Here is a 25,091-nt window from a genome sequence, read left to right on the forward strand (position 1 = left end):
GGGGGCGGTTCCTTCCTAGAATGGGTGCGGCATTATTGCGGCGCGGCCTCGTTGGTTGCCGCAGGGGTCGCAGGCTGTGCCGCTTGCGGTGTACTCTGGCTCTGGGGTTGCTCGGGAGGCGGCATGTAGAGCGGCCCCTTCAGACCGCAGGCGGCCAACCCGAGGGAAAGAAGAGTAGCAAGCAGACACTTGGTGAACTGGGTAATCATAATGGTTCGCTGCGAAAAAAATTTTGGCCCTCTATAATCGCACTCACATTGTTAAAAGCAACAGGATAAACCGATGAAGGATCACGAGTATCACGCCCTGACCGACGCCTTTTTCCAGTATGTGGAGGACACGCTCGACGAGGGGTATCCGGATATCGACTGCGAGCGCAACGGGGGTGTCCTGACCCTCGTGTTCGAGAACAAGACCAAGGTCATCATCAACAAGCAGGAGCCGCTGCACCAGATTTGGGTCGCCACCCGCGAGAACGGCTTCCACTTCGAACTGCAGGGGGAAACCTGGATCGACAACCGTTTCGGCCATGAGCTCAAGGCACTGCTGAGCAAATCCTGCACCGCTCAGGCTGGTGAACCCGTGGTGTTCCCATGATTGACATCCATCCACAGGGCGCCCGTCACGCGGTGATCTGGCTGCACGGGCTGGGTGATTCCGGTGCCGGCCTCGCCCCGCTGGTGGATGCGCTGGATCTGCCCGCCAGCTTACCGGTGCGTCACCTGCTGCCGGATGCGCCGGAGCGCCCAATCACCATCAACATGGGCTACAAGATGCGCGGCTGGTACGACATCAAAAGCTTCGAGGAGCCCGCTGAGCGGGCCGTGGAGTCCCATGTCCGTGAATCAGCCAGTCAGATCAGCGCTCTGCTGGATCAGCTGGTCGCCGAAGGGTTTGCCCCCGAGCATATCGTGCTGGCGGGCTTCTCTCAGGGCGGGGTGATTGCCTCCTTCACCGCGCTGCGCTATCAGGCAACGCTGGCGGGTCTGCTCTGCATGTCCACCTATCTGGCCGCCCCCGACAAGCTGGCAGATGAGATGAGCGAGGCCGCTCGCACCCTGCCCATCTGCTACATGCACGGCATCTACGACGATGTGGTGAGCCTGTCGCTAGGTTGGGATGCCAAGAACCGGCTGGAAGAGATAGGGCTCGCCCCCGAGTGGCACGAGTACCCGATGCGCCACGAGATCTGCCGCCCGCAGCTGGGCGACATTCGCAGCTGGCTGCTGGCCCGCCTCGGCGCCTGAGCAACCGCAAAAGCAAACGGCCTGCAACTGCAGGCCGTTTTTATTGCTGGGCTCTCAATCCGCAGCGGCTAACCCACATCGCGGGTCGGCGGTATCTGTTCACGCCCCGCCCCCTGGCTGCGGTAGGGAATAACCGCCAGCTCGCCATTGTGCTGCACTATCTCGTAGTACTGGGGCAGGTTGAAGTTGATGAACTGACCGTCGTCGCTGAAGCGCTCGTGATTGGAGGTGTAGAAGCGGTTTACGCCGGAGACCAGCTCATCCTTGTTGCCGGCAAAGTGCTGGTAGATCTCGACCCGGTTCGCCTCATCGAGGATATAGATGTTGGTGCCCGCATCCCGGGTATCGAAGAAGAACTGCACCAACCCCTCGCTGGCATAGGCATCGACGATACTCGGCAAATGCTGGCTGTGGGTCTTGTCGAGCCGCAGCGGCAGGTGATCCAGCTTGTTGTGGGAGATGTGGCGGTAGAAGTCGATGGCGTTCTCCAGCTTCTTCACCGACACCCCGCGCCGTTCGAAGAAGATGCCGTACTTCTCGCGGCCGAGCGCCATGGTCTTGACCAACTGCTGCTTGTCGCGGGCCAGGCGCAGGTCGATACACTCCGCCACCAGGGTCTGGAAGCGGGAGCGCACCAGAGAGCGGAAGTGCTGGCTGTAGCAGAACACCTCGATCATCTCGGGGGCGGCGGCATCCTGATGCATCTTGCCGAGGATGGTGGTAAGGGCATCGACCACCGCCTCGTCCCCCTGAAAATGGAGGGTACGGATCTCGCTCCAGGAGTTGCGATAGACCAGATCCACCGAACCGACCAGACACTCCTGATTGCGACCAAACGAGAAGACATCCACTGTGTTGGCGTCGAACTCGATCACCTGCCCGACCCAGTGGCTGGTCGGGTCCATCTCCAGGTTGAGGAAGATGGAGAGCTGACGGATCTCGCACGGCCGACTGAGCGCCAGGTTGGTGGCGAGCGGGTACTTCTCGGGGAAGCAGCCGGAGAGATCGCGACAGAACTGGTGCAGATTGTCGATGTGCAGATCCGACCCCTGATTGAACAGGTGAACCCGCGACTGGGGCGTCAGCAGATCGTTGAAATAGGCCCAGGAGACCAACTTGCTGATGTAACCGTTGAACTCGAGCGGCGCGCGGCCAATGATGTCCACCGGCTCCAGCGAATGCTTGTAGAGATACCAGCCAGCGCGGTTGAGCCGACCGTGCGGCACCTGCACGAAGCTGAGATCCGGCTCACTCAGATCCGGCGCTATCTTGAGGTTAACCCGCTGCACCTTGCCCGGCAGGCTCTCGAAAGCGGCATAGAGCTTGCGCGACAGGATGCCTATATCTTCCGGGTTGATCGACTCGCTGATGTTGTTGCGACGGGCGAACTGGATCAGGTTGCGGTAGCTCTGCATCAGGGCTTCCAGCAACTCGGCATGGGCGATCTTCACCTCCTCGACCTTCCACTCGTGGCGGTGATCGAGGTGGTACAGCTTCTCCTGACTCCAGCCCCAGTAAGAGACCAGCTGGCTCATCTGCTCGCGACGCCACTCGGGAGAGTGCTCGTCCTTGGGATGGCTGAGGCCATCACACACCTTGAGGTAGAAACAGCGACGCACCAGATCGAGCCGCGCCATGTCACCGATGGACTTGAGGTAGTTGGTCACCTTGTCCAGCATCAGGCAGTAGTTGTCGAGCCGGTAGTGCATCCCCTCGTTGTGCTGGAACCAGTCGCGGCCAATCATCGAGAGCAGGCGGGTATTGGGGTACTCATGGGAGTAGGCTTCCATCAGTACCGACTTGAGCACGGCTTTATAGGGAGAGTCGATCCCCTTGTAGAGCTGCCACAGGGCCGAGCCGAAATACTCCTCGGCCGGGATCCGGTTAAAACTGCCCAGATCGAGCCAGTCATCCTGATCGAGCTGCCCGCTCTCGAACAGCCCGTTCACATATTCGTCGTAGTGGTCGTCATATTCGACGGGCACCAGATACCAGATAAGCCGCTTGCCGGCGATGTGCATGGCGCTGCGGTAGAACTCGTCGAGCAGCAGCAGGTGCTGGGCGCTGCCACAGCTCTCCCCCTGCATCTCGGCATCATTGGTCTGGCGGAACTTGTCTTCCGGGATCAGGAAGAAGTTGAGATCGACCCCGCGCTGTTCCGCCCACTTGGAGAGTTGCTGGCACCTCTGCTCCAGCAGATCGAGCCGCGTCTGCGACAAACCGGCTACGTGGCAGACCCAGATATCGAGGTCCGAGTGACAGCACTGACCGATGGAGGAGGTACTGCCCATGGAGTAGAGCCCTTGAATGGCTCGGTCATGGGTCGCAAGCCCGTTCAGGCAATTGGCATTCTGGCAGAGGTCATCGATGAAGGCTTGCTGTTCCGGGGTGGTGCTGAAACTCCAGATGCCATGAGGGACATCACCGGAAACATAGCCAGGCAACAGGGGATGATTGAAGTGCAGCATGACCGGCAGCAGTTGAAATACCTGCTGCCCGTAGCGACTCATGAGGCCCAGCGCCCGTTGCGTCTTGAGACGGGTAATACCGTCATAACGCGCAACCAGCGTGTCGAGTTTTTCCAGCAATGCCCTGCCTATCACCAAGGTGAAAATGACGCACCAAAAGCGGGATACGTCAAAAAAGTGTGATCATGTTAACAATGCAAACAGCAGTGGTAAACAAGCCGACAGCGAATCACCGGATTATTTCTGGTACGACCACAGGTGGTATCAGGGGAAACGGTTAAATTTCAATTATTTCAATGAATTAATCAATCGCTTCAACTTAATGAAAATCATTTTCAGCCTCCATTTTTGAGCTTGAGCCCGCTTTTGCCGGCTCCGCCATGAAAGCCCGGGCAAAGGGTGGTAATATCGATTTCCTTCTAAAAATGAAACAACTGATTGATATGGCAGCCCGAACCCTGAAAATTGCCACTCGCAAGAGCCCGCTGGCCCTGTGGCAGGCCAACTTTGTAAAAGACCAGCTTGAAGCCCTGCATCCAGAGTTGCAGGTCGAACTGGTACCGATGAGCACTCAGGGTGACAAGATCCTCGATACTCCGCTGGCCAAAGTGGGCGGCAAGGGGTTGTTCGTCAAGGAGCTGGAGACCGCCATGCTGGAAGGACGTGCCGACATCGCCGTCCACTCCATGAAAGACGTGCCGGTGGAGTTCCCCGAGGGGCTCGGTCTGCACACCATCTGCGTGCGGGAAGATCCGCGCGATGCCTTTGTCTCCAACCGCTTCAAGGCCATTACCGAGCTGCCGCAAGGAGCCGTGGTCGGCACCTCCAGCCTGCGCCGCCAGTGCCAGCTGCGTGCAGCCCGCCCCGACCTGGTGATCCGGGATCTGCGCGGCAACGTCAACACCCGCCTCGCCAAGCTGGATGCCGGTGAATACGACGCCATCATTCTGGCGGCCGCCGGTCTGAAACGACTGGAGATGGCGCACCGCATCACCGCCTTTATCGAGCCGGAGCAGAGCCTGCCGGCCAACGGTCAGGGGGCTGTCGGCATCGAATGCCGCCTCGACGATCACGAGCTGCACGCACTGCTGGCGCCGCTGGAGCACGCCGAGACCCGGGCCCGGGTGCTGACCGAGCGAGCCATGAACCGCGCCCTGCAAGGGGGATGTCAGGTGCCTATCGGTGCCTATGCACTGGTCGACGGCGAGCAGATCTGGCTACGCGGTCTGGTGGGCAGCCCGGATGGCACCCGCGTCATCCGCGACGAAATCCGCGGCCCGGTGAGCGAAGGCGAAGCGCTGGGAGAGACGCTGGCACAGCGCCTGCTGGCGGCTGGCGCCGACGAGATCCTGGCCGAGGTCTACCGCGCATGATCCCGCTGGTGGTGCGTCCGGCCGCTCAGGCCACCGAGCTGGCGCAGTTGCTGCGCCAGCTCGGTCATGCACCACTCTGCTGCCCGTTGCTGGAAACGGTCGCGGGCAGCGACCTCCCCCGCTTGGCCGACATGCTGCAAGACGCTGACATCGTTATCGCCGTCAGCATCCATGCCGTTCATTTTGCACACGATTTTCTGTTGCAAACTGGTCTGACCTGGCCACATATTGAGTACTTCGCAGTGGGTCAGGCGAGTGCCGATGCCTTTGCCGAGGTGGGCGTGCAGGCGATCTGTCCGGACGACCCGCGCAGCGAGGGACTGCTGGCCTTGCCCGAACTACAACAGGTGAGCGGTAAGCGGGTAGTGATCCTGCGCGGCAATGGCGGGCGGGATCTCATCGCCAGCACGCTGGCCTCACGCGGTGCTCTGGTGCACTATTGTGCCGCCTACGAGCGCCACTACCCCGAGTTTGACGGGGAAGCATTGACCAGCCACTGGCAGGCAGCCGGGCTCGACAGCCTGCTTGTAACCAGTGGTGAACTGTTGCAACGCCTGCTGGAGCTGGTTCCCACCAGCCAGCAGCCCTGGCTTTTTGACCGCCTGCTGGTGGTCCCCAGTCCGCGCGTGGCCGAGATGGCCAGCGCTGCGGGCTTTATCCATATCACGATTGCCCAAGGTGCATCCAACCAGGCCCTGATGGCCGCACTGGAACTGAGGAAGATGGAATGACAGCACAACAAGAATCCCAGGTCACACCCCAGCCGACCACGGTGGTCAATGGCAGCAAGAGCCGCTCCGGTGCCGTTCTGGGAGGGGTCGCCATCCTGCTGGCCCTTGGCCTGACCGGTGGTCTCTATCTGCACGGTCACAAGAATGCGGTGGCCCAGCAGGCCGAACTGGCCCAGCTCAAACAGCAGCTGGCCAGCGCCATGAGCAAGATTGACCAAAGCAACAGCAAGGATGCCGAACAACTGGCCGCGCTGGGCCAGACCCAGCAACGGCTGCAGGGCGAGATGCAGGGGCTGCAGAACCGGGTACTGGATCTCAACGACAAGCGCCCCAACGACTGGATGCTGGCCGAATCCGAGTATCTGGTGCGCATGGCGGGCCGCAAGCTCTGGCTGGAACATGACCTTGTCTCTGCCATCACCCTGCTCGGCAACGCCGACGAGCGTATTGCCGCCCTCAACGACCCCAGCCTGATGCCGATCCGCAAGGCACTGGCCGAAGATATCACCAAGCTCAAGGGGATGCCGCGCATCGACCGTGAAGGGCTTACTCTCAAGCTTGCCGCCCTCGAAGACCAGATCGAGCTGCTCCCGCTCTCCGCCGTCAACATGCCGGAAGCCAAACAAGAGCAGGATCAGGCGGTCAGCACCAATCCTGACGAGTGGGAGAGCAACCTGAAGAAGAACTGGGTCAAGTTCACCGAAAACTTCATCACCATCCGTCGCCGCGATGGCGCCGTGGAAGCCCTGCTCTCGCCACAGCAGGAATTTTTCCTGCGCGAGAACCTCAAGACCAAGCTGCTGCAGGCGCAACTCGCCGTCTACCGCGAACAGCAGTCCCTCTATGAGGACAGCATCGACAAGGCTCAGCGCTGGCTGACCCAGTACTTCGATACCGACAACAGCGCCACTCACTACATGCAGGGTGAGCTCGACAAGCTCAAGGGCGAGCAGATCCAGATCAGCTATCCGGAGCAGTTCAAGACCCAGGCGATGCTGGAGCAGGTGCTGACCGAACGCCTGCAACGCATTCTGGCCAGCAGCTAAGGGGGCCCCATGATCCGCATTATCATTCTGGTTGCCGTCATGGTCGCAGGGCTGATCTTCGGCCCACAGGCGTCAGGCAACAAGGGCTATGTCCTGATTGCGCTCGGCAACTACACCATCGAATCTTCCGTCACCAGCGCGGTGATCCTGGCTGTACTGTTCTACGGCGCGCTGCTTATCGTCGAGTGGCTGCTGGGCCGGGTGTTCGGCCTGCGCCGCAAGACCCTCGGCTGGTACGGCTCCCGTCGTCGTCGCAAGGCCAATCAGCAGACCGTGGCCGCCACCCTGGCCATGGCCGAAGGTCACTACAGCCAGGCCGAAAAGCTGATGCTCAAGGGCGCCAGCAACAGCGACACCCCGCTGCTCAACTATCTGAGCGCCGCCAAGGCGGCCCAGGCCCGTGGTGACGATGTCCGCCGGGATCAATATCTGCAAAAAGCTCAGGAGGAGAACCCCAAGGCCGAGCTGGCGCTCACCCTGACCCAGACCCAGCTGCAGATCGAGCAGGGCCAGTACGATACCGCGCTGGCGATGCTGGAGTCGGTCTACGCCCTCAACCCGCGCCATCCCATGGTGCTGGATCAGCTGCGTCAGGTGCATCTGGCCCGCCACGACTGGGCGGCCCTGTGCGACCTTATCCCCACCCTGCACAAGGTGGGCAAGCTGACCCCGAAACAGGAAGAGGAGCTGCTGCAACAGGCGTGGAATGGCCGTCTGCAGCAGGCAGCGAGCAATCTGGAGACCCTCAAGGCGGTGTGGCAGGAGCTGCCGCGCAAGCTGCGCCTCGAACCTGAGCTGCTGGCCAGCTACGGCGATCTGCTGCGCGGGCTGGGTGCCGACAGCGAAGCGGCCAGCCTCTGGCAGGAGGCGCTGCGCAAGCAGGTCATGCCGCAGCTGCTGAGCCGTCTGCCCAAGCTGAAACTCGACAACTACCAGCCGCTGCTGGCACTGCTGCAAAAACAGCAGGGGCAGCCGGAGGTCGACAACGCGCTGGCCCAACTCTATCTGCTGGCCGGCCAGCTGGACGAGGCCCAGAAGCTGCTGGAACAGCAGGTGGAGAAGGCGCCCAGTGCCGCCGTCTACCACGCGCTCGGTCAGGTGATGGACAAGCGCCGCCTTACCAACAAGGCCAACGAGTACTACCGTCAGGCGCTGGATCTGGCGGGGCTCTGATCCTCTGACTGCAAACACCAAAAAGACAAAGAGGCCGCACAATGCGGCCTCTTTTTTTATCTCTTTGTTCTGCTCTCGTCAGGTGGTGAGCCGCTCCAGCTCACCAATCAGCCAGATTGCCTCGGCGCGGTGGCTACCGCACACATCTGCCATCGGACGAAAGCCGCCACATACCGCCGGCCGCTCTGGCTGGCCGAAGATCTTGCAGCCAAGGCGCGCATCAAGCTGGATGCAGGGGACGCCAGCCGGTTTGCCATCGGGCATGCCGGGGATGGCACTGCTGATACTGGGAGCGATGCAACAGGCACCGCAACCGGAACGACACTCCATACAACCCACTCCTGTCACAGGATCAACCTGCACTGTCGGACTCTCTGCCACCATAGCCCAGGCCAGATGACAAACGTAGAGGGCAGGCAGCAAAAAGCCCGACCGCGAGGCGATCGGGCTTGATTCACTACCGCATGGCGGGCAGAGCCATCATCACAGGATGATGTCGCGAACCACGCTGTCTTTGCGTTCCAGATAATGGATCGACTTGATGCGACGGCACATAGTACGGGACTTGCCGCCGACCAGTATTCACTACATCACAGAATAATGTCGCGCACTACGCTGTCTTTGCGCTCAAGGTAATGGATCGACTTGATACGGCGGATGGTGCGCGACTTGCCACGGATCAGCAGGGTCTCGGTGGTCGCCATCACGCCATCGCTGGTGATGCCGTCCAGCAGATCACCCTTGGTGATGCCGGTGGCGGAGAAGATGACGTTGTCATTCTTCGCCATGTCTTCCAGCTTGAGCACCTTGTTGACGTCGATGCCGAGCGCTTCGCAGCGAGCAATCTCCTGCTCGCCCAGCGCGATCACCTCGGGGCTGTCGCCCTTGACCCGGTGACGCGGGATCAGACGGGCCTGCATGTCGCCATCCAGCGCGCGGATCACCGCAGCGGAGATCACTCCTTCTGGCGCGCCGCCGATGCCGTACAGCATGTCCACTTCGCTGTCCGGCAGACAGGTCAGGATGGAGGCTGCGACGTCACCATCGGGAATGGCGAACACCCGCACACCCAGCCCCTGCATCTCCTTGATCGCCTTGTCATGACGCGGCTTGGCCAAGGTAATGACAGTCAGACGGGAGAGCGGCTTGCCCAGCGCCTTGGCCACAGCCTTGAGGTTCAGCTCGAGAGCCTGATTCAGGTCGATGGCGCCTTTGGCTTTGGGGCCGACGATCAGCTTTTCCATGTACATGTCGGGCGCTTTCAGGAAGGAGCCCTTGTCGCCCACCGCCAGCACGGCCAGTGCATTGGCCTGACCCATGGCGGTCATGCGGGTACCCTCGATGGGATCGACCGCGATATCCACCGCGTCGCCATGCCCGGTACCGACCTTCTCGCCGATGTAGAGCATCGGCGCTTCATCAATTTCACCTTCGCCGATCACAATCTCACCATCGATCTCGATCTGGTTGAGAATGTGGCGCATGGCCGCAACGGCCGCCCCATCGGCGATATTCTTGTCACCACGTCCGAGCCACTTGTAGCCAGCCAGTGCAGCCGCTTCCGTCACTCGGGAAAACTCGATTGCCAGTTCACGTCTCATCGCATATCCAACCTATGGAGCTCGAAAACGGGCGGCATTCTACCACAAGGGCAAACCTTTGCGCACAAAAGTAGCTGACAGGCGCATAAATGTAGCCAATTCATCCAATTGCAACCCAACTGCCATCGACTCTTCATACAACTGTCACCCCGCTGTCATCCCCCCTCCCTAGGATGGCCCCGTCTTCCAAACAAAAGCTTGCAACACAAGGGATTAAGATGAAAAAGCTGACTGTAGTGGCACTGGCGCTGACTGCCGCCTTCCAGGCTCAAGCCGTTGAAGTGTATAAAAACGACACCTCTTTGCTGGATCTCTATGGCCGCATCTATGCCGGTCAGTTCTTCGGTGACAAGAAAGAAGGCGTCGATGCCACCCACCCTAACGGCACTCAGGATTACAGTGCCAAGCAGGGCGCCAACCAGTTTGTCCGCTTCGGAGCCAAAGCCGAGACCCAGATCCAGAGCGGTCTGAAAGCGCTGGCCCAGTACGAAGTGCAGATGTATATCAACGACAGCGAGAAGACCATCAGCGAGAACTCCGACAACCTGCGTACCCGTCTGGCCTTTGCCGGCGTAGGCGCAGACTGGGGTAGCGTCACCTTCGGCCGTCAGAAAGGGGCTCCCGGCTTCCTGGCTGACTGGACCGACGTATCCCTCTCCGATGGCTACGGCAACGATGCGCTGGGTGCCAAGACCGACACCTTCGCCACCAACCGTGCCGGTTCCGTGCTGAAATACTCTGGCCTGTTCAACGGCTTCCAGCTCGATACCAGCTACAAGTTCGACGGCGGCGACACCGAGCAGACTACCAGCAAGGATAGCGATGCCGCCTACGGTGCTGCCGTGGCCTATACCTTCCCGTTCAATCTGTCGCTGGGTACTGCCTACAACGTCGGCATTCGCGACAAGAGCGGCGAGAGTGATGCCAAGCTGTTTATCATCTCTGCCAAGTACGACAACAAGGCTGCCTACGCCGCCCTCAGTTATGCCGACGGCAGCGACTTCCTGGCCACCGGCACCGACCACACCGGCTGGGAAGCCGCGCTGGGCTACAACTTCGAGAACGGCTTCGGTCTAATGGCACTGTGGAACAAGCAGGAGCAGGACAAGGCGGGCGTCAAGAAGGACAACGTGGACTACTACACCCTGGGCGCCCAGTACAAGTTCAACAAGAACCTGCGCGTTATCGGCGAGTACCGCATCAACAATCTGGACAGCGTGGCCGGTACTGCGACTGCCAACAAGGATGACTTCCAGCTGGCTGCCCGTTACGACTTCTAATCGGGTCAGGATGGATACCAAAAGCGCGATGGCATGCCATCGCGCTTTTTGCTTTGTTCACGCAGCGACAAACTGGCCTAGGCTCAACAGGTGATGTTTGTACGACACGAGGCTGGATGATGTTGAAACAGCTTGCTGCACTCCTGCTTTTGCTGGCTCTGCCGGCCCATGCACTCTCGATCGCCATGGTGCTCTGGCGCGGCGAGACTGCGGCCGAAGCCGGTTTTCGCGAAGAGCTGCTGCGCCTTGGCTATCAGCCCACCTTCACTACCTTCGATGCGGCGCAGGATCGCGCCACGCTGGCGGCCATGCTGCGCCAGCAAATTGAGCCCAAGCTGGCCAGCTACGACTACATCTACACCTTCGGCACCACTGCTACCGCCATGACCAAGAGCCTGCTGGCCGATCGCAAGCCCCTCATCTTCAGCGTGGTCTCGGATCCGGCAGGTGCCGGTTTTCTGGCAAAGGACAAAAATCGGAACAAGATGGTGGCAGGCACCAGCAACATGGTGCCGATGGCGCTGCAGCTGGCCAATGCCAGCAAGTACCTGCCCGCCGGTAAACGGCTCCTCGTCCCCTTCAACCCGCGGGAGCAGAACACCCGCCTCATCACCGACATGCTCATCTCCGAGGCCAGACGCTACGACTGGCAGGTGGTCCCCTGGCGGATTGCCCCGGATCCCAAGCGGCTCGACAGTGAGCTGAAGCGACTGCAGCAAGACGCCAGCAACGACATCGTCTTTCTGGCTGCGGACAGCTACCTGCTCTCCATCGCTCCCCGTCTACTGAGCGTCCTGAACGAAGCGGGCATCCCCACCATCTGCAGCGCCGAGCTCTTCGTCCAGCACGGCTGCACAGTCGGTACCATCAGCAGCTACAAACTGCTGGGCAAGATGGCCGCCGACATCATCCACCTCAACCAGCAGGGCATCCCGCTGCAGGATATCGCCCTGAAGTTCGATGCCAACCCCAAGCTGGTGCTGGGTCCCCTCGGTAAACTGCGCCAAAGTGGGCAATAAGAGCGATCGCCCAACCAATCCCTTGATGGAGATCCCGGCGCGGCAGGTGCCGTTCGGGTATGATATCGGCTCCCGGATTCGAGGCGCCACCCATGAGTACCATCGTCTTCTTTGCCGTGCTGCTGGCAGCCCTGCTCCATGCCAGCTGGAATGCCCTTGTCAAAATCGGTGAGGAGCGACTGGTCGGCATTTCGCTGGTCGCCCTCTTCTCCGGGTTGATTGCCGCAGTCGCCCTGCTGCCAATGGGGTTGCCATCACAGGCTGAACTGCCCTGGCTAGGCCTCTCGATTTTGCTCCACACCGGTTACTGCCTCTTTCTCAGTCATGCCTACAATCAGGGCGACTTTGGCCAGATCTATCCGCTCGCCCGCGGCAGCGCCCCGCTGCTCGCCATGGTGTTAAGTGCCATGCTGCTCGGCGACTATCCGGGCTACGGCGGTATCGTCGGCGCCTGCGTGCTGATCATGGGAGTCTTGCTGATGGCCTGGCGAGGGGGACAGCAACGCCTTGGCAGCAAAGCGGTTCGGGCGGCACTGATCACCGCCATGTTCACGGCGACTTATACCCTCTCGGATGGCGCCGGCGCACGTGCTGGTGGCGAACCGGTACGCTATACCCTCTGGTTGTTCGCCTGTACAGGTCTGGTGATGTTGCTGGTACTGATCGTCCACCAGAAGCGCAACACCTGGCGCCAAATCCGCCGGCATGCAGCAGCAGGCGCGACAGGAGGAGCCATGTCCCTGATCGCCTACGGTATCGTCATCTGGGCCATGACCCAGGCTCCCATCGGCGTGGTTGCCGCCCTGCGCGAAAGCAGCGTGTTGTTTGCCATGCTGCTCTCGGTCTGGCTGCTGAAAGAACCGCTGGGGCGAGCCCGCCTGACTGCAGCCGCCATTATTACCGGTGGCGTGCTGCTGACTCGCCTCGGATAAGAGAATCAATTTTCATTTGCTTTTAAATCTGTCGACAAACTATGCGTTTATCTATTCGCGGATATCGAGCAAAAAATAGATGTGCCACAATCGTAAATTATTACATCCGCAACGTATTAATTAACTGGCATTGCTATTTCGATATGATTGAGAACCATATGGCTAACTTACCAATTCGATGCCGTTAATGATAAAATTGCGTCCATTCAATGCTTGGCAGCACCACCCCTTCTCTCCATGGCATTCACCATGCAGGTTCGTCAAACAGTGATTTGCGGCCACCAACCGATCTGTGGCTGAACGTTTGTGCCTGTCGCACCGCGACAGGCTGATGCACTCCGGATAATTAATTTATCCAGCTTGATATGTTTAATTTTTGATTATTTAAAATGCTGCACCAGCAGGGAGTTTTATATGTCAGCAAAAAAGCTGAAATTGGGTGCCTTTATATTGATGATACTCACATCGGTATTTGGCGTTACTAATATCGGGATCGGTTTCTACCGCATGGGATATGCCGCCATTCCGATGTTCGTGGTCGGCGGTCTGTTCTTTTTCATCCCCTTTATCTTGATGATGATTGAGTTCGGTACCGGTTTTCGCAAAGAGGCTGGCGGCATCTTTACCTGGATGCGCCACTCGGTCTCGACCCGTTACGCCTTTATCGGGCTGACCATGTGGTTCGCCTCCTACGTCATCTGGATGTTCGGCAAGGCACTCTCCATGTGGGTGCCCCTCTCCTTCATGCTGTTTGGCCGCGATATCACCGTTATCCCGGTCACTCTGGGCACCGGCATCGACTTTGGCCCCTTCATTCTGGGCGTCGTTGCCATTGCGCTGGTGGCCATCGTGACCAAGCTCATCACCTTTGGTAGCGCCCGTTTTGCCAAGGTAGCAGCCATCGGCGGCCTCTCAGTCGTAGCCCTCAACGTGCTGTTGCTGGTTGGCGGCGTCCTGACCTTCACCGTGAGCGGCATGACCCTGCAGGAGCCCTTCACCGAGGCATCGCTGACCTCTTCCCCCAATGCCGCCTTCAACGACATCATCCCCTTCCTCGGCTTCATGGTATTCGCCATCTTTGCCTACGGTGGCGTCGAGGCGATGGCCGGTGTGGCTGACGAGCTGGAAGATCCCGAGCGCGATCTCAAGCGTGGCATCTTCCTCTCCGGCGCCTTCATCGTGCTCTGCTACATCATCGGCTTTCTGGCGGTCGGCTCCATCATGCGCTGGAGCGATTTCCCGGCCGAGGGGATCACCTCCCTCTCAGCCCTCTTCATCATCATGCTGGAGCTGGGTCGTCATCTGGGTGGCGAGTGGCTGGGCCAGCTCTTCATGCGCTTTGCCGGCCTTGGCATGTTCCTGAGCTATCTGGGCGCCTTTATCGCCCTCTCCTACGCGCCGCTGCGTCAGTTCATCACCGGCACCCCGAGCTACTTCTGGCCGGAGCGCTTCCAGCGTGAAAACCAGAATGGCGTTCGCGTCGAGGCCCTCAAGGTTCAGGCCTGGGTGGTCTGCATCTTCATCGCTGCCAAATCCATCTTCACCCTGATCAATCCGGAAGGGGCCGCCGCCCTCTATGAACTGATCATCACCATGACCAACGTCGGCATGACCCTGCCCTACATGTTCCTCATCTACGCCTGGTATCGCTATCGTCACAACCCGGCACTGGAGAAGGATCTGATCTTCTTCAAGAGCTCGCGCTCGGTACTGCTGGCTACCATTGTCAGCCTGATCCTGGTGGCATTCGGCAACGTCTTTACCGTGGTCGCCCCCTTTATCTCCGGCGATATCTCGACCGGCGTCTGGACCATCATAGGCCCGGTGCTGTTCGTCATCATCTCCATGCGATTCAAAATCAAGCAGGAAGATGCCCACTGATCGGCCATTTCATCCTGATACCCAGCGGGGCCTTCGGGCCCCGTTTTTTCCTTCAACATCAGCTAAAACAGCCTGTAAAAGACGCAAAAGAGACCTTTTTGGATACTCAAATCATGGTCTAAACAGCTACAACGCAGCAAATTATCAATATCAAGGTGAGAATCATTGTGAAGCGCCAATTCACGACATATAACTTACCGAGATATCCCTGTTTTTTGTCCGGTAGAGCAGATCATGATGATGCGTTCCCTTCTTCCCCTGTTGCTTGGCGCAGTAATGCTGCCGGCCGCTATGGACAGTGCCCACGCCAACCCCTTTTCCGCCAGCAGCAATCACAGCTTTCTGGAGCGAAGGGATATTCCCAACCTCAATTCGGCCGCTTTCGTGGTCGCCAACCACAGAACAGGTGAAGTGCTCTCCGAGCACAACGGCAATCGGGTGATGCCCATCGCCTCTCTCACCAAGCTGATGACCGCGCTGGTGGTGCTGGATGCCAACCAGCGCCTCAATGAAACCCTCACCGTCACCAATGCGGATGTTGATCGTATCAAAGGCACAGGTTCACGGTTGGCCATCGGTTCGAAACTGAGCCGGGCCGAGATGCTCCATATCGCCCTGATGTCGTCGGAGAACCGTGCCGCCTCAGCGCTGGGACGCAACTACCCGGGCGGTCTGCGCGCCTTCGTCGAGGCGATGAATGCCAAGGCTCGCATGCTGGGGATGTGGAACACCCACTATGCAGACAGCACCGGTCTCACCCCGCGCAATGTCTCTACCGCCCAGGACTTGGCCAAGCTTGCGGCAGCCGCCGCTGCCTATCCGCTGATCCGCCAATACTCCACCGACGATCAGAGCTATGTGCGAACCAACAAGAGCCAGCTCCACTATCGCAACTCCAACCGGCTGGTACGCGAGGGGCAGTGGGAGTTTACCCTCTCCAAAACCGGCTATATCCGCGAAGCGGGTCGTTGTCTGGTGCTGGGCACCAGGGTGAACAGCGAGCCGGTGATCATGGTGCTGCTAAACGCCGAAACCACCAACGACCGGGTGGCCGATGCCAAGCGGATCAGGACATGGCTGGAGAGCTCTGGCAGAACAACCCTGGCAGCCAACCAGAGCGCCATGTTGCGCGAGTAATCCATCCTGCAAACTCAAAAAGCGAGGCTACTGCCTCGCTTTTTTCATGCCGGCTATGGCCATCGTAAACGGGGGCCAGATCACACCCCAAGTAACCCTCTCCGCCACCCCGTTACGAAATGTAACCGCTCAATAGTGTGATTCACATTAACGGAATCAATGAGTTGTAAATCAAACACCACACTCTTAGCGTGCGGGCTCACCCCTGTAACCTCGAGCAAGCAATATGCGCATATCCAGTATCGAGTGTGGGCGGGTAATCGCCATATTGGCCGTGATGACCATTCACGTATCCCCTTTCGCTCACCCCTTCGACCCCACGCTGTGGAGTAGCGAGAGCTACCTCTGGCTCAGCGGCATCATCAACCAGCTCTGCCGCTTTGCCGTACCGCTATTTTTTCTCTGTGCCGGCTACTTTCTGCAACCCAAGCTGAGTGCTGGAGCACCGATGAGCGTGGCATGGCGTTACTGCCTCCCCCTGCTCCAGCTCTGGCTGGTCTGGAGCCTCGTCTACCTGCTGGTGCCCTTCAACCCGCTGAGTGCCATCGAGCAGGGTTATCTGAACTCCCTCAACGCACAGTGGCAGTTCCAGCTCGGAGATACAGTCAATCGCTGGCTGGTCGGCGGCATGATCCACCTCTGGTTCCTGCCGGCACTGATCCTGGCGGTCACCCTGCTGGCGTTTTGCCAGTGGCTTGGCAAACCGGGACTCGCCCTCATGCTGGGTGCCGGGCTCTACCTGCTGGCACTGCTCGGTGGTTCCTATGCCAAACCATTACTGGGGGAGGAGTGGGTATTGCTCACCCGCAACGGCCCCTTCTTCTCCCTGCTGTTTGTGGCACTGGGGGCCCGATTGCGCCAGCAGCAGTGGCAACCGTCGGCCCGCAGCGGATGGTGGCTACTGCTGGGAGGACTCGCGCTCTATGGGCTGGAAGCCTGCGTTCTGCGCGCTTTTTCCGGTATCCCGCTGACTCGCCACGATTTTCTGCTCGGTTCCGTACCCTGGGCTGTCGGCCTCTTTGGCCTGTTGCTGGCCCATCCTGACTGGGGCAAGGGGAGCTGGCTCGCCCGTCAATCCCCCAAGGTGCTGGGCCTTTATTGTCTGCACATGATGCTGGTGGTATGGATCTTCACCTTTGGCCCGCAGAACGCTTCCATTTTATGGGAGTTGGTCAAGGTGCCACTGCTGCTGGTCATCTCCCTGCTTGTCTATCGCCTGCTGGCTACCTTGCCTGCGACCCGCTGGTTGCTGCGTACCCAGTAATTTCGTTCTCCGGCCCGCCCCTTGCGGGCCAGTCTCCTCGCACAGCTCGCCATCCCATCACCCGCGTTTATCTTCCACTACACACCTCCATTTTCACCTTGCCATACAAATGAAAATCAATATCATTGGCATCCCGATTTTTCGGGCAAGATACTAATTACAATTAAATCAACAAGTTCAGGCCGTCAGGTCGCACCTTCACGAGTCAAATTGAATATGCAGCACCCTCACTTTCGCAGAACCCTCATCTCGCTGGCACTGTTCGGTACAGCCCTTCATGCCCTGGCTGCCGATGAAACCATGACGGTCGTCGGCAAGCGCAGCCAGCACGAGGAGGTCGCGACGGCGACCCGCACCAGCACGCCGGCAAAACTGGTTCCGCAAGCCATCGACAGCGTCAAGGCAAGCGAGCTGACTGCCTTCGGCCAGCCCACCCTGAGCGAAGCTCTGGCCGGCATTCCCGGGGTCAACGCCAGCGGTGACACCCGCTTCGACGGGGTCAATATCCGTGGCTTCAGCGCCAGCAACGACTTCTATCTCGACGGATTTCGCGATGACATGCAGTACACCCGCGATCTCGGCAATATCGAACGGGTCGAAGTATTGAAAGGGCCGGCAGCCGTGCTCTACGGCCGTGGCAGCACGGGTGGCATAGTGAACCGGGTCAGCAAGACACCGCAAAAGGGACAGGCCTCCAGCGTCACAGCCCGGGTCGGCAGTTTCGACACTCAGCGGCTGGCCGCAGACCTCAATGGTGAAGCGAGCGAGCAGCTGCAACTGCGCCTCAACATGGCGCAGGAGGACAAAGAAAGTTTCCGCAACGGAGTAACCGGCAAACGCACCCTGCTGGCACCGTCAGCCAACTGGGAGATCAGCGACAACCTCAACTGGCTGGTACAGTTCGAGCGCAACGAGCACAACCGCATGCCGGATCGCGGTATCCCCGGCGCCAATGGCCGACCGGCAGATGTGCCACGAGAGTATGTTTACAGCGACACCAGCCGCGACTTCATCAACGATGTGGTGCAGTCGACCCGCTCCCGCCTCTCCTGGGATATCAACGATCAGTGGCAACTGCGCCAGCAGCTCGCTTACACCACCCTCGACAGCCAGTTCGACAACACCTATGTCACCAGCGTGAAAGGGGACAAGGTGACCCGCTCCCGCTGGCAGCAGGATTTGAAGGCCAAAAACCTGATCAGCAACACCGAGGTAGAAGGTCAGCTGCAGAGCGGCCCCGTCGAGCATCGTCTGCTGATCGGTTTGGAGCAGGATTGGCAGGCACGCACGCCCAAGCTCTATCAGAATGCCGCCACCATTGCGCCCGGCAGCCTCTATGACCCGGGCTCGCTGCCCAGCTACAACGGCCCGATGAAGCTCTCCAGCGATGCCAACCACAAGGTGCGTGGCAACGGTATCTATCTGCAGGATCAGCTCAGCTTGGGCGACTGGCATCTGGTGGGCGGGCTGCGTCGCGACGACTTCACCGTCACCAGCCGCCGCAACGACCTCAACAAGGAGGAGACCCTCTCGGTCACCAGCCTGAGTCCGCGCCTCGGCCTGGTATGGAATCCCCTTGAGGAGCATGCGTTCTATGTCTCCTACAGCAAGACCTTTACCCCGGTGGGCGGCGAGCTGATCGGGTTCACTCCGGGAGATCCCAACAATCATCTGGAGCCGCAGCACACCCGTCTCTACGAAGGGGGCGTCAAGAGCGACTGGCTGAATGGCCGGCTGGCGACAACTCTCTCTGTCTACCGGCTGGAGATGTACAACAAACGCAGCAAGGATCCGCTGGATCCCACCAAGGTGATCCTGACCGGATTGCAGCGTACCGACGGTGTCGAGCTGAGCGCCCGCGCCCAGCTGACCGACGAGCTCTATCTGCGTGGCGGTATCGCCATTCAGGATGCCGAGCAGGTCAAGGCGGATGCCGATCTGCAGGGCAAACGGCCGATGAACGTATCCCGCCAGAATGGCCAACTGTTCGCCGGCTACCAGAGCGGCAAACAGGGCTGGTTTGGCGAGGCAGGGATGACAGCGGTGGGCGATCGCTTTGCCGACAACGCCAACACCACAGTGTTGCCCGGCTACGCTCGCTTCGATGCCCGTGCCGGTTACCGCTGGCAGCAGTGGGAAGCCGAGCTGAGCGCGGAGAACCTGACCGACCACGAGTACTTCGTCAGCGCCACCGGCGCCACCCAGATCATGCCGGGAACGCCCCGTCAGCTGATGCTGACCGGCAGCTACCGTTTCTGATCCCTCTAACCGACCATCCTCACTGGCCAGCCCTTGCTGGCCAGTTTTTTTATGAAACACACATGATGAAACGCAAAAGAATTCCCCTTCACAACAACAAATGGGTGCGTCGCCTCCACGCCTGGGCCGGATTTTTCACCCTTACCCTGATGCTGCTCTATGGCATTACCGGGCTCTGGTTGCAGCACAGGGCCGTATTGCCGCTACCCGGCCCCCATACCGTCAAGTCGAGCGAAGAGATAGGGCTGGCCGCACCGCTGGCCAGCCCCGATGAGCTGAAGAGTCTGCTGCAGCAACGCTACGCGGACGGATTCAAGGATGGGCGCGCCATGATCACCCCAGCCCAGCGACTGCCGACACCATCCGGCGAACTGATCCTGCCCGCCCGCTGGGAGATGCGTGGCGTCACCCTCACCCACAGCGTAGCCGCCAGCTATGTCGAGGGCACCCTGCTGGTACGCACTGACCTGCAGCAGGCCAACTTTGCCGCCACCCTCAACCGACTGCATCGCGGCATGGGGACTGGCCTTGGCTGGCAACTGTTTGGCGATCTCGCCGCGCTGGCGCTGCTGCTGCTCGCCCTCACCAGCCTCTTTATGTGGACCAAGCTGCACGGTTCACCCAAAGCCGTCGCCCTGATGCTCTTTGGCGGCGCTTTTGGCACATTGCTATTTGCCCTGTGGGGATAAATATCTTTGCCAGAACAATTTATTACGTTCGAACTGGCAAAATACAGACAGAAAAAAGAAGCTTTCTGGCGGCAAGAAAAGAGAGGGACAAGCGGGCGAGTTAAAAGAGGGGAAAAAAGCTGCTCCCGCCATGCAGAGCGTCGAGAAATAAAAAGCGGAAAAAACAAAAGGCCATCATTGCTGATGGCCTTTTGTCATGAATTTGATGGTGCCCGGGGTCGGACTCGAACCGACACGGTTATTCACCGGCGGATTTTGAATCCGCTGCGTCTACCGATTTCGCCACCCGGGCAACTGCGAGGGATTATACGAATGGCTGGATGCCATGCAAGGTGTTTTTCGATTGAACACTCCTGTTTGTTCATTTATTCAACGCCTTGCCGACACCAGATCAGTTACATAGAATGCCGCCATCCTTTTAATGGAATAAAAACGATGGCCAAGCATAAAAAAGTCCAACAAACCCCCTCCAAGCCTGCGGCAATGCAGTACCCGTCAGCAGGTCTGCTGCGTCGCCTGGGAGCCCTCATCTACGACTATCTGGTCGTCACTTCGCTGCTCGTCATTGCCGGTTTCATCGGTATGGGAGTCGCCAAACTGCTGCTGGTCACCGGCATGGCCAGCGTGCCGGCAGGTGAAGATACTGTCTGGTTGCTGACCCGCCACCCCCTGAGCCTGATCTATACCCTGTGGCTCGCCTTCGTCATCTGCGGTTTCTACACCTGGTTCTGGACTCGCGCCGGCCAGACCATCGGCATGCGGGCCTGGCGGCTGCGCATCCAGAACGAAGATGGCAGCAATATCCGCATCACTCAGGCGCTGATCCGGCTCGCCACCGCCGCCTTCGGCCTTGGCAATCTAATGTGCCTCTTCAACCGCAAAGAGCCGCGTGCTTTCCAGGATATCTGGGCAGAGTGCCGAGTCGTGGTATTGAGCAAACAGGAAAATCTGGAACTGCTGAACAAGTAAACCTTGCTCGACAGGAACGAAAAAGGGCACCGAAAGGTGCCCTTTTTACATTCCAGAACCGCTACTGTTTGCGGCCGAGGATGTAGAGCGATATGCCGCCAAAAAGCAGGCTGGGGGCAATCGCCGCCAGGATCGGAGGAACCGAGTAGACCAGAGTAACAGGGCCAAATACCCGATCACTCACGTAGACCGCAAAGCCGGTCATGATCCCCATCAGCATCCGCGCGCCCATGCTCACCGAGCGCAGCGGGCCAAAGATAAAAGAGGAGGCCAGCAGGATCATCGCCACCACCGAGAGGGGTGCCAGCAACTTGCGCCACATCTCCAGCTTGTAGCGGCCGGCATCTTGCTTGTTGGCATCCAGATAGCCGATGTAGTCGCGCAGGCCAGAGATCGAAAGGTTCTCCGGATCGATACTCACCACCCCAAGCTGCTTGGGCGTCAGTTCTGAGCTCCATTCCATCTGGGCATGCTGTTCGCTCTGCACCCGCGTCGGATCATCAAAGCGGGTAACCTGCACCTGTTTGAGCAGCCAGTGGTGCTGTTCAAACGTCCCCTCCTGCGCCTGAACCACATCGATCATCTTGCGCTCGGGGGTAAAGCGGTAGAGGGTAATACCGGTCAGTGCGCCATCGTTGCGCACCCCGTTGATATTGACGAAGTTGTTGCCATCGCGAGCCCACACCCCGTAGGCAGATACAGTCAACCGCCCTTCGGAGATGGCGCCGGCACGGATATCATCAGCCATTCGCTTGGCGACGGGGGCCACATACTCCCCCATCAGCAACACCAGGATCATCAGCGGGATCGCGGTCTTGAGCGCCGCCATCACGATACTGATCTTGGAGCGACCAGCCGCCTGCATCACCACCAGCTCGGAGCTGGTCGCCAGCTGACCCAGACCGATCAGACCGCCCAACAGAGCAGCCAGCGGGAAGAACAGCACCGCCTCTTTCGGCATGGAGAGCAGCACATAGTAGAGGGCATTGATCATGTCGTAGTTGCCCTCACCGACCGAGCGCAGCTGCTCCACGTACTTAATCAGGCCCGCAAGGCCAACCAACGTGATCTCACACAGCAGGATCGACATGAAGATGACCCGGCCGATATATCTGTCGAGAATGCCAAACATCAGCAGAAGTTCCTATGTTGCAGCATCATGCTGATTTTCTGTTGAAATAACGCCCTTTCACCCCGTTCCACCAGCTGGTGCCCTGCAGGTTGAGGGGCAAACCGATGAAAAGCAGGTAACCGAGCGGAACCAGGAACATCCCTGGCCAGTAGGGTAACCGGCCGCTGTCGATGGCCGAGCGGGCGGCACTGAGCAGCAGGAAGTAAGAGAGATAGAGCATGATGGCCGGCAACAACTTGGCATAACGGCCCTGACGGGGATTGACCCGCGCCAGCGGTACCACCAGCAGGGTCAGCACCGGAATGGAAAGCGGTAAAGAGAGGCGCCACTGCAGCTCCGCCATCATGGAGTTGTCCTGAGTGCCGAACAGTTCCATGGTCGGTTTGGCTGCCGCCTTGCGGTTGGAGCGCTCCATCTCCTGCTGGCGAATGATCAGGCCGTACTCGCGAAAATCGGAGACCTGGAACTGCTTGCCGGAGAAGTTGCCCTCGTAGCGGGAACCATCGGTCAGGGTCAGCCACTGCAAACCGTTGGCATCAACCGTCACCACCCCTTCGGATGCCACCACCACAGAGGGAGGATTGTTCCCTTCGGGTCGCTGCAGCACGAAGATTTTGTGCAGTTTGGAGCCGTTATCATTCAAATCCTGGATGTAGGCAACCAGGCGCCCCTTGTCGAGCTCCATGAAACGGCCTGCCTGCAGGAAGGAGATCCCGGGGTCAGCCTTGAACTCGTCGATCACCTGATACTCGCGCTCCTTCGCCTGCGGGGCGATCCAGCCGGTATTGAAGGCGGCGACAGCGGCTGTCAGCAGCGCCAGAAACATGGCATTGCGCATCACGAAACGGTGGCTGAAACCCACCGCATGCATCACCGTCATCTCGCTTTCGGCATAGAGGCGCCCGTGAGCGAACAAGATGGCCAAAAACAGGCTGATTGGCAGCATCAACAGCGCCATGTTGGGCAGGTTGAGCAGCAGCAGGGTGGAGACCAGACGTGTCGGCACCTCGCCCTCGGCAGCGTCGCCAATAATCTGGATAAATTGCTGGCTGACAAAGATAAGCAGCAACACGAATAACACTGCCAGCTGGGTTTTCAGGGTTTCCCTGAACAAATATCGGAAAACGATCACAGTCATTCCCAAGTAAACTTGTGTTTTTAGTCGAATGCCTGAAAAATAGGGCCGTATATTGGATTTTTACCAGTTTAAACTGCGGAGCCAGTGGCTGTTCGCTCCGCCTCTGATACCCCAACAAGCACCGCATTATTCAATAAAAGGTGCCTTTTGTCTTTAGGATGTAGGAGATTCCATGGAGTTCAGTGTAAAGAGTGGCAGTCCAGAGAAGCAACGGAGCGCCTGCGTCGTAGTCGGCGTATTTGAGCCTCGTCGCCTCTCTCCGGTTGCCGAACAACTGGACAAGATCAGCGATGGCTATATCAGTTCGCTGCTGCGCCGTGGCGACCTGGAAGGGAAACCAGGCCAGATGCTGCTGCTGCATCAAGTACCGGGCGTGCTCAGCGAGCGCGTACTGCTGGTCGGATGCGGCAAGGAGCGGGAACTCGACGAACGCCAGTACAAGCAGATCATCAACAAGACCATCACCACCCTGAACGAAACCGGCTCCATGGAAGCGGTCTGCTTCCTGACCGAGCTGCACGTCAAGGGTCGGGATACCTATTGGAAGGTGCGCCAGGCGGTAGAAACCACCAAGGCGGGCCTCTACAGCTTTGATCAGTTCAAGACCAACAAGGCCGAGCCACGTCGCCCGCTGCGCAAGCTGGTATTCAACGTGCCGACGCGTCGGGAACTGACCATTGGTGAAAAAGCCATCGCTCACGGTCTGGCCGTGGCCAAGGGTGTGCGGGTCTGCCGCGACGTGGCGAACATGCCGCCCAACGTCTGCAATCCGGCCTATCTCGCCTCCCAGGCCCGTCGTCTGGCCGATGCCTACGACAACATCACCACCAAGGTGGTGGGTGAGCAGGAGATGGCCGAGCTTGGCATGAACTCCTATCTGGCGGTGGCCCGCGGCTCCGACAACGAAGCCATGATGGCCATCATCGAATACAAGGGTCATCCGGATGCCAAGCCCATCGTGCTGGTCGGCAAGGGGCTGACCTTCGACTCCGGCGGCATCTCCATCAAGCCGGCCGACGGCATGGACGAGATGAAGTACGACATGGGTGGCGCCGCCTCCGTGCTCGGTACCATGCATGCGCTGGCGCTGCTGCAGTTGCCGATCAACGTGGTCGGCGTGCTGGCAGGCTGCGAGAACATGCCGGGTGGCAACGCCTATCGTCCGGGTGACATCCTCACCTCCATGTCCGGCCAGACCATCGAAGTGCTCAACACCGATGCGGAAGGCCGTCTGGTACTGTGCGATGCCCTCACCTATGTGGATCGCTTCGAGCCGGATACCGTGATCGACGTGGCGACCCTGACCGGCGCCTGCGTCATCGCGCTGGGTCACCACACCTCGGGTCTGCTGGCCAACCACAACCCGCTGGCCCATGAGCTGCTCAACGCCTCCGAACAGGCGGGTGATCGCGCCTGGCGTCTGCCGCTGTTTGACGAGTATCAGGAGCAGATCGACAGCCCGTTTGCCGACATGGCCAACATCGGCGGTCGTCCGGCCGGTACCATCACCGCGGCCGCCTTCCTGTCACGCTTCACCAAGAAGTACAACTGGGCCCACCTGGATATCGCCGGGACCGCCTGGAAGAGTGGCAAGGACAAAGGCTCCACCGGTCGTCCGGTGCCACTGCTGACCCAGTTCCTGCTGAACCGGGCTGGCGTGGATATCGAAGAGAAAGAGTAACTCTCCGACCCCTGCCGATGGCTGCATCGGAAGGGTTGGCGTTACCCTGAACCACAAGGAAGAGGCCCGCC

General features: G+C 59.4%; 22 protein-coding genes and 1 tRNA gene. 16 read left to right on the top strand and 7 right to left on the bottom strand.

Annotation, left to right across the window (positions count from 1 at the left end; genetic code table 11):
- Positions 1 to 32: 32 nt before the first annotated feature.
- Entirely contained in the window at positions 33 to 209 is a 177-nt protein-coding gene (gene lptM, locus LG31_RS20580; RefSeq protein WP_082035419.1) for an LPS translocon maturation chaperone LptM, read from the bottom strand.
- 73 nt (positions 210 to 282) lie between these two features.
- Here lptM and cyaY point away from each other — a divergent pair, with 73 nt between their 5' ends.
- A complete protein-coding gene (cyaY, locus tag LG31_RS0116285) occupies positions 283 to 597 on the top strand; it encodes an iron donor protein CyaY (protein WP_033115480.1) in 315 nt (104 codons plus the stop codon).
- Positions 594 to 1,247 carry an alpha/beta hydrolase gene (locus LG31_RS0116290; protein ID WP_033115481.1) on the top strand — a complete coding sequence of 218 codons (654 nt, stop codon included), beginning with the start codon at positions 594 to 596 and terminating at the stop codon, positions 1,245 to 1,247. Before cyaY ends, LG31_RS0116290 begins: the two co-directional genes overlap by 4 nt.
- 68 nt (positions 1,248 to 1,315) lie before the next feature.
- Here LG31_RS0116290 and LG31_RS0116295 read toward each other — a convergent pair whose 3' ends face one another.
- The gene (locus tag LG31_RS0116295; RefSeq protein WP_033115482.1) at positions 1,316 to 3,835 is read right to left on the bottom strand and encodes a class I adenylate cyclase; all 2,520 of its coding nucleotides are present in this window, start codon (positions 3,833 to 3,835) and stop codon (positions 1,316 to 1,318) included.
- A gap of 323 nt (positions 3,836 to 4,158) precedes the next feature.
- Here LG31_RS0116295 and hemC point away from each other — a divergent pair, with 323 nt between their 5' ends.
- The 4 genes from hemC to LG31_RS0116315 are packed head-to-tail and all read left to right on the top strand — an operon-like array spanning position 4,159 to position 8,038.
- Positions 4,159 to 5,088: a hydroxymethylbilane synthase gene (gene hemC, locus LG31_RS0116300; RefSeq protein WP_152598419.1), complete on the top strand. Its 930-nt coding sequence runs from the start codon at positions 4,159 to 4,161 to the stop codon at positions 5,086 to 5,088.
- Positions 5,085 to 5,819, top strand: coding sequence for a uroporphyrinogen-III synthase (locus LG31_RS0116305; RefSeq protein ID WP_033115484.1), 735 nt, complete (start codon positions 5,085 to 5,087; stop codon positions 5,817 to 5,819). Before hemC ends, LG31_RS0116305 begins: the two co-directional genes overlap by 4 nt.
- Positions 5,816 to 6,865 carry a uroporphyrinogen-III C-methyltransferase gene (locus tag LG31_RS0116310; protein WP_033115485.1) on the top strand — a complete coding sequence of 350 codons (1,050 nt, stop codon included), beginning with the start codon at positions 5,816 to 5,818 and terminating at the stop codon, positions 6,863 to 6,865. The genes LG31_RS0116305 and LG31_RS0116310 overlap by 4 nt, the downstream gene beginning before the upstream one ends.
- Positions 6,866 to 6,874: 9 nt before the next feature.
- Positions 6,875 to 8,038 carry a heme biosynthesis HemY N-terminal domain-containing protein gene (locus tag LG31_RS0116315; protein ID WP_033115486.1) on the top strand — a complete coding sequence of 388 codons (1,164 nt, stop codon included), beginning with the start codon at positions 6,875 to 6,877 and terminating at the stop codon, positions 8,036 to 8,038.
- A gap of 78 nt (positions 8,039 to 8,116) precedes the next feature.
- Here LG31_RS0116315 and LG31_RS0116320 read toward each other — a convergent pair whose 3' ends face one another.
- Both LG31_RS0116320 and glpX read right to left on the bottom strand, forming a co-directional pair.
- A complete protein-coding gene (locus LG31_RS0116320; protein ID WP_033115487.1) occupies positions 8,117 to 8,368 on the bottom strand; it encodes a YkgJ family cysteine cluster protein in 252 nt (83 codons plus the stop codon).
- A 260-nt stretch (positions 8,369 to 8,628) separates the two neighbouring features.
- The gene (glpX, locus tag LG31_RS0116325) at positions 8,629 to 9,639 is read right to left on the bottom strand and encodes a class II fructose-bisphosphatase (RefSeq protein ID WP_033115488.1); all 1,011 of its coding nucleotides are present in this window, start codon (positions 9,637 to 9,639) and stop codon (positions 8,629 to 8,631) included.
- A 218-nt stretch (positions 9,640 to 9,857) separates the two neighbouring features.
- Between glpX and LG31_RS0116330 the strand changes: the two genes are divergently transcribed.
- From LG31_RS0116330 to LG31_RS0116365, 8 genes are all read left to right on the top strand, one after another.
- Positions 9,858 to 10,919, top strand: a complete 1,062-nt coding sequence (locus LG31_RS0116330; protein WP_033115489.1) for a porin — start codon at positions 9,858 to 9,860, stop codon at positions 10,917 to 10,919.
- Between the two features lie 116 nt (positions 10,920 to 11,035).
- Positions 11,036 to 11,938, top strand: coding sequence for an ABC transporter substrate-binding protein (locus LG31_RS0116335; RefSeq protein WP_033115490.1), 903 nt, complete (start codon positions 11,036 to 11,038; stop codon positions 11,936 to 11,938).
- 92 nt (positions 11,939 to 12,030) lie between these two features.
- Positions 12,031 to 12,870 (top strand): DMT family transporter, encoded by an 840-nt coding sequence (locus LG31_RS0116340; RefSeq protein ID WP_033115491.1) that lies wholly within the window; start codon positions 12,031 to 12,033, stop codon positions 12,868 to 12,870.
- Positions 12,871 to 13,284: 414 nt separating this feature from the next.
- Entirely contained in the window at positions 13,285 to 14,751 is a 1,467-nt protein-coding gene (gene yjeM, locus LG31_RS0116345; RefSeq protein ID WP_033115492.1) for a glutamate/gamma-aminobutyrate family transporter YjeM, read from the top strand.
- A 234-nt stretch (positions 14,752 to 14,985) separates the two neighbouring features.
- Positions 14,986 to 15,888: a serine hydrolase gene (locus LG31_RS0116350; protein ID WP_033115493.1), complete on the top strand. Its 903-nt coding sequence runs from the start codon at positions 14,986 to 14,988 to the stop codon at positions 15,886 to 15,888.
- A gap of 226 nt (positions 15,889 to 16,114) precedes the next feature.
- On the top strand, positions 16,115 to 17,152 hold the full coding sequence (locus tag LG31_RS0116355) for an acyltransferase (protein WP_033115494.1): 1,038 nt from the start codon (positions 16,115 to 16,117) through the stop codon (positions 17,150 to 17,152).
- A gap of 216 nt (positions 17,153 to 17,368) precedes the next feature.
- Entirely contained in the window at positions 17,369 to 19,411 is a 2,043-nt protein-coding gene (locus tag LG31_RS0116360; protein ID WP_033115495.1) for a TonB-dependent receptor, read from the top strand.
- Positions 19,412 to 19,476: 65 nt separating this feature from the next.
- Positions 19,477 to 20,100, top strand: a complete 624-nt coding sequence (locus LG31_RS0116365) for a PepSY-associated TM helix domain-containing protein (protein WP_033115538.1) — start codon at positions 19,477 to 19,479, stop codon at positions 20,098 to 20,100.
- A 206-nt stretch (positions 20,101 to 20,306) separates the two neighbouring features.
- Here LG31_RS0116365 and LG31_RS0116370 read toward each other — a convergent pair.
- A tRNA-Leu gene (locus tag LG31_RS0116370) sits at positions 20,307 to 20,392 on the bottom strand.
- A 143-nt stretch (positions 20,393 to 20,535) separates the two neighbouring features.
- Here LG31_RS0116370 and LG31_RS0116375 point away from each other — a divergent pair.
- A complete protein-coding gene (locus LG31_RS0116375; RefSeq protein WP_033115496.1) occupies positions 20,536 to 21,069 on the top strand; it encodes an RDD family protein in 534 nt (177 codons plus the stop codon).
- A 61-nt stretch (positions 21,070 to 21,130) separates the two neighbouring features.
- Here the strand turns inward: LG31_RS0116375 and lptG are convergent, their stop codons facing one another.
- Together lptG and lptF are read right to left on the bottom strand one after the other, a co-directional pair.
- Positions 21,131 to 22,201, bottom strand: a complete 1,071-nt coding sequence (lptG, locus tag LG31_RS0116380; protein ID WP_033115497.1) for an LPS export ABC transporter permease LptG — start codon at positions 22,199 to 22,201, stop codon at positions 21,131 to 21,133.
- Between the two features lie 25 nt (positions 22,202 to 22,226).
- Entirely contained in the window at positions 22,227 to 23,339 is a 1,113-nt protein-coding gene (gene lptF, locus LG31_RS0116385; protein ID WP_033115498.1) for an LPS export ABC transporter permease LptF, read from the bottom strand.
- Positions 23,340 to 23,511: 172 nt separating this feature from the next.
- Between lptF and pepA the strand changes: the two genes are divergently transcribed.
- A complete protein-coding gene (gene pepA / locus LG31_RS0116390; RefSeq protein ID WP_033115499.1) occupies positions 23,512 to 25,020 on the top strand; it encodes a leucyl aminopeptidase in 1,509 nt (502 codons plus the stop codon).
- Positions 25,021 to 25,091 lie beyond the last annotated feature (71 nt).

The sequence above is a fragment of the Aeromonas lacus genome, assembly GCF_000764665.1.
GTDB classification, from domain to species: domain Bacteria; phylum Pseudomonadota; class Gammaproteobacteria; order Enterobacterales; family Aeromonadaceae; genus Aeromonas; species Aeromonas lacus.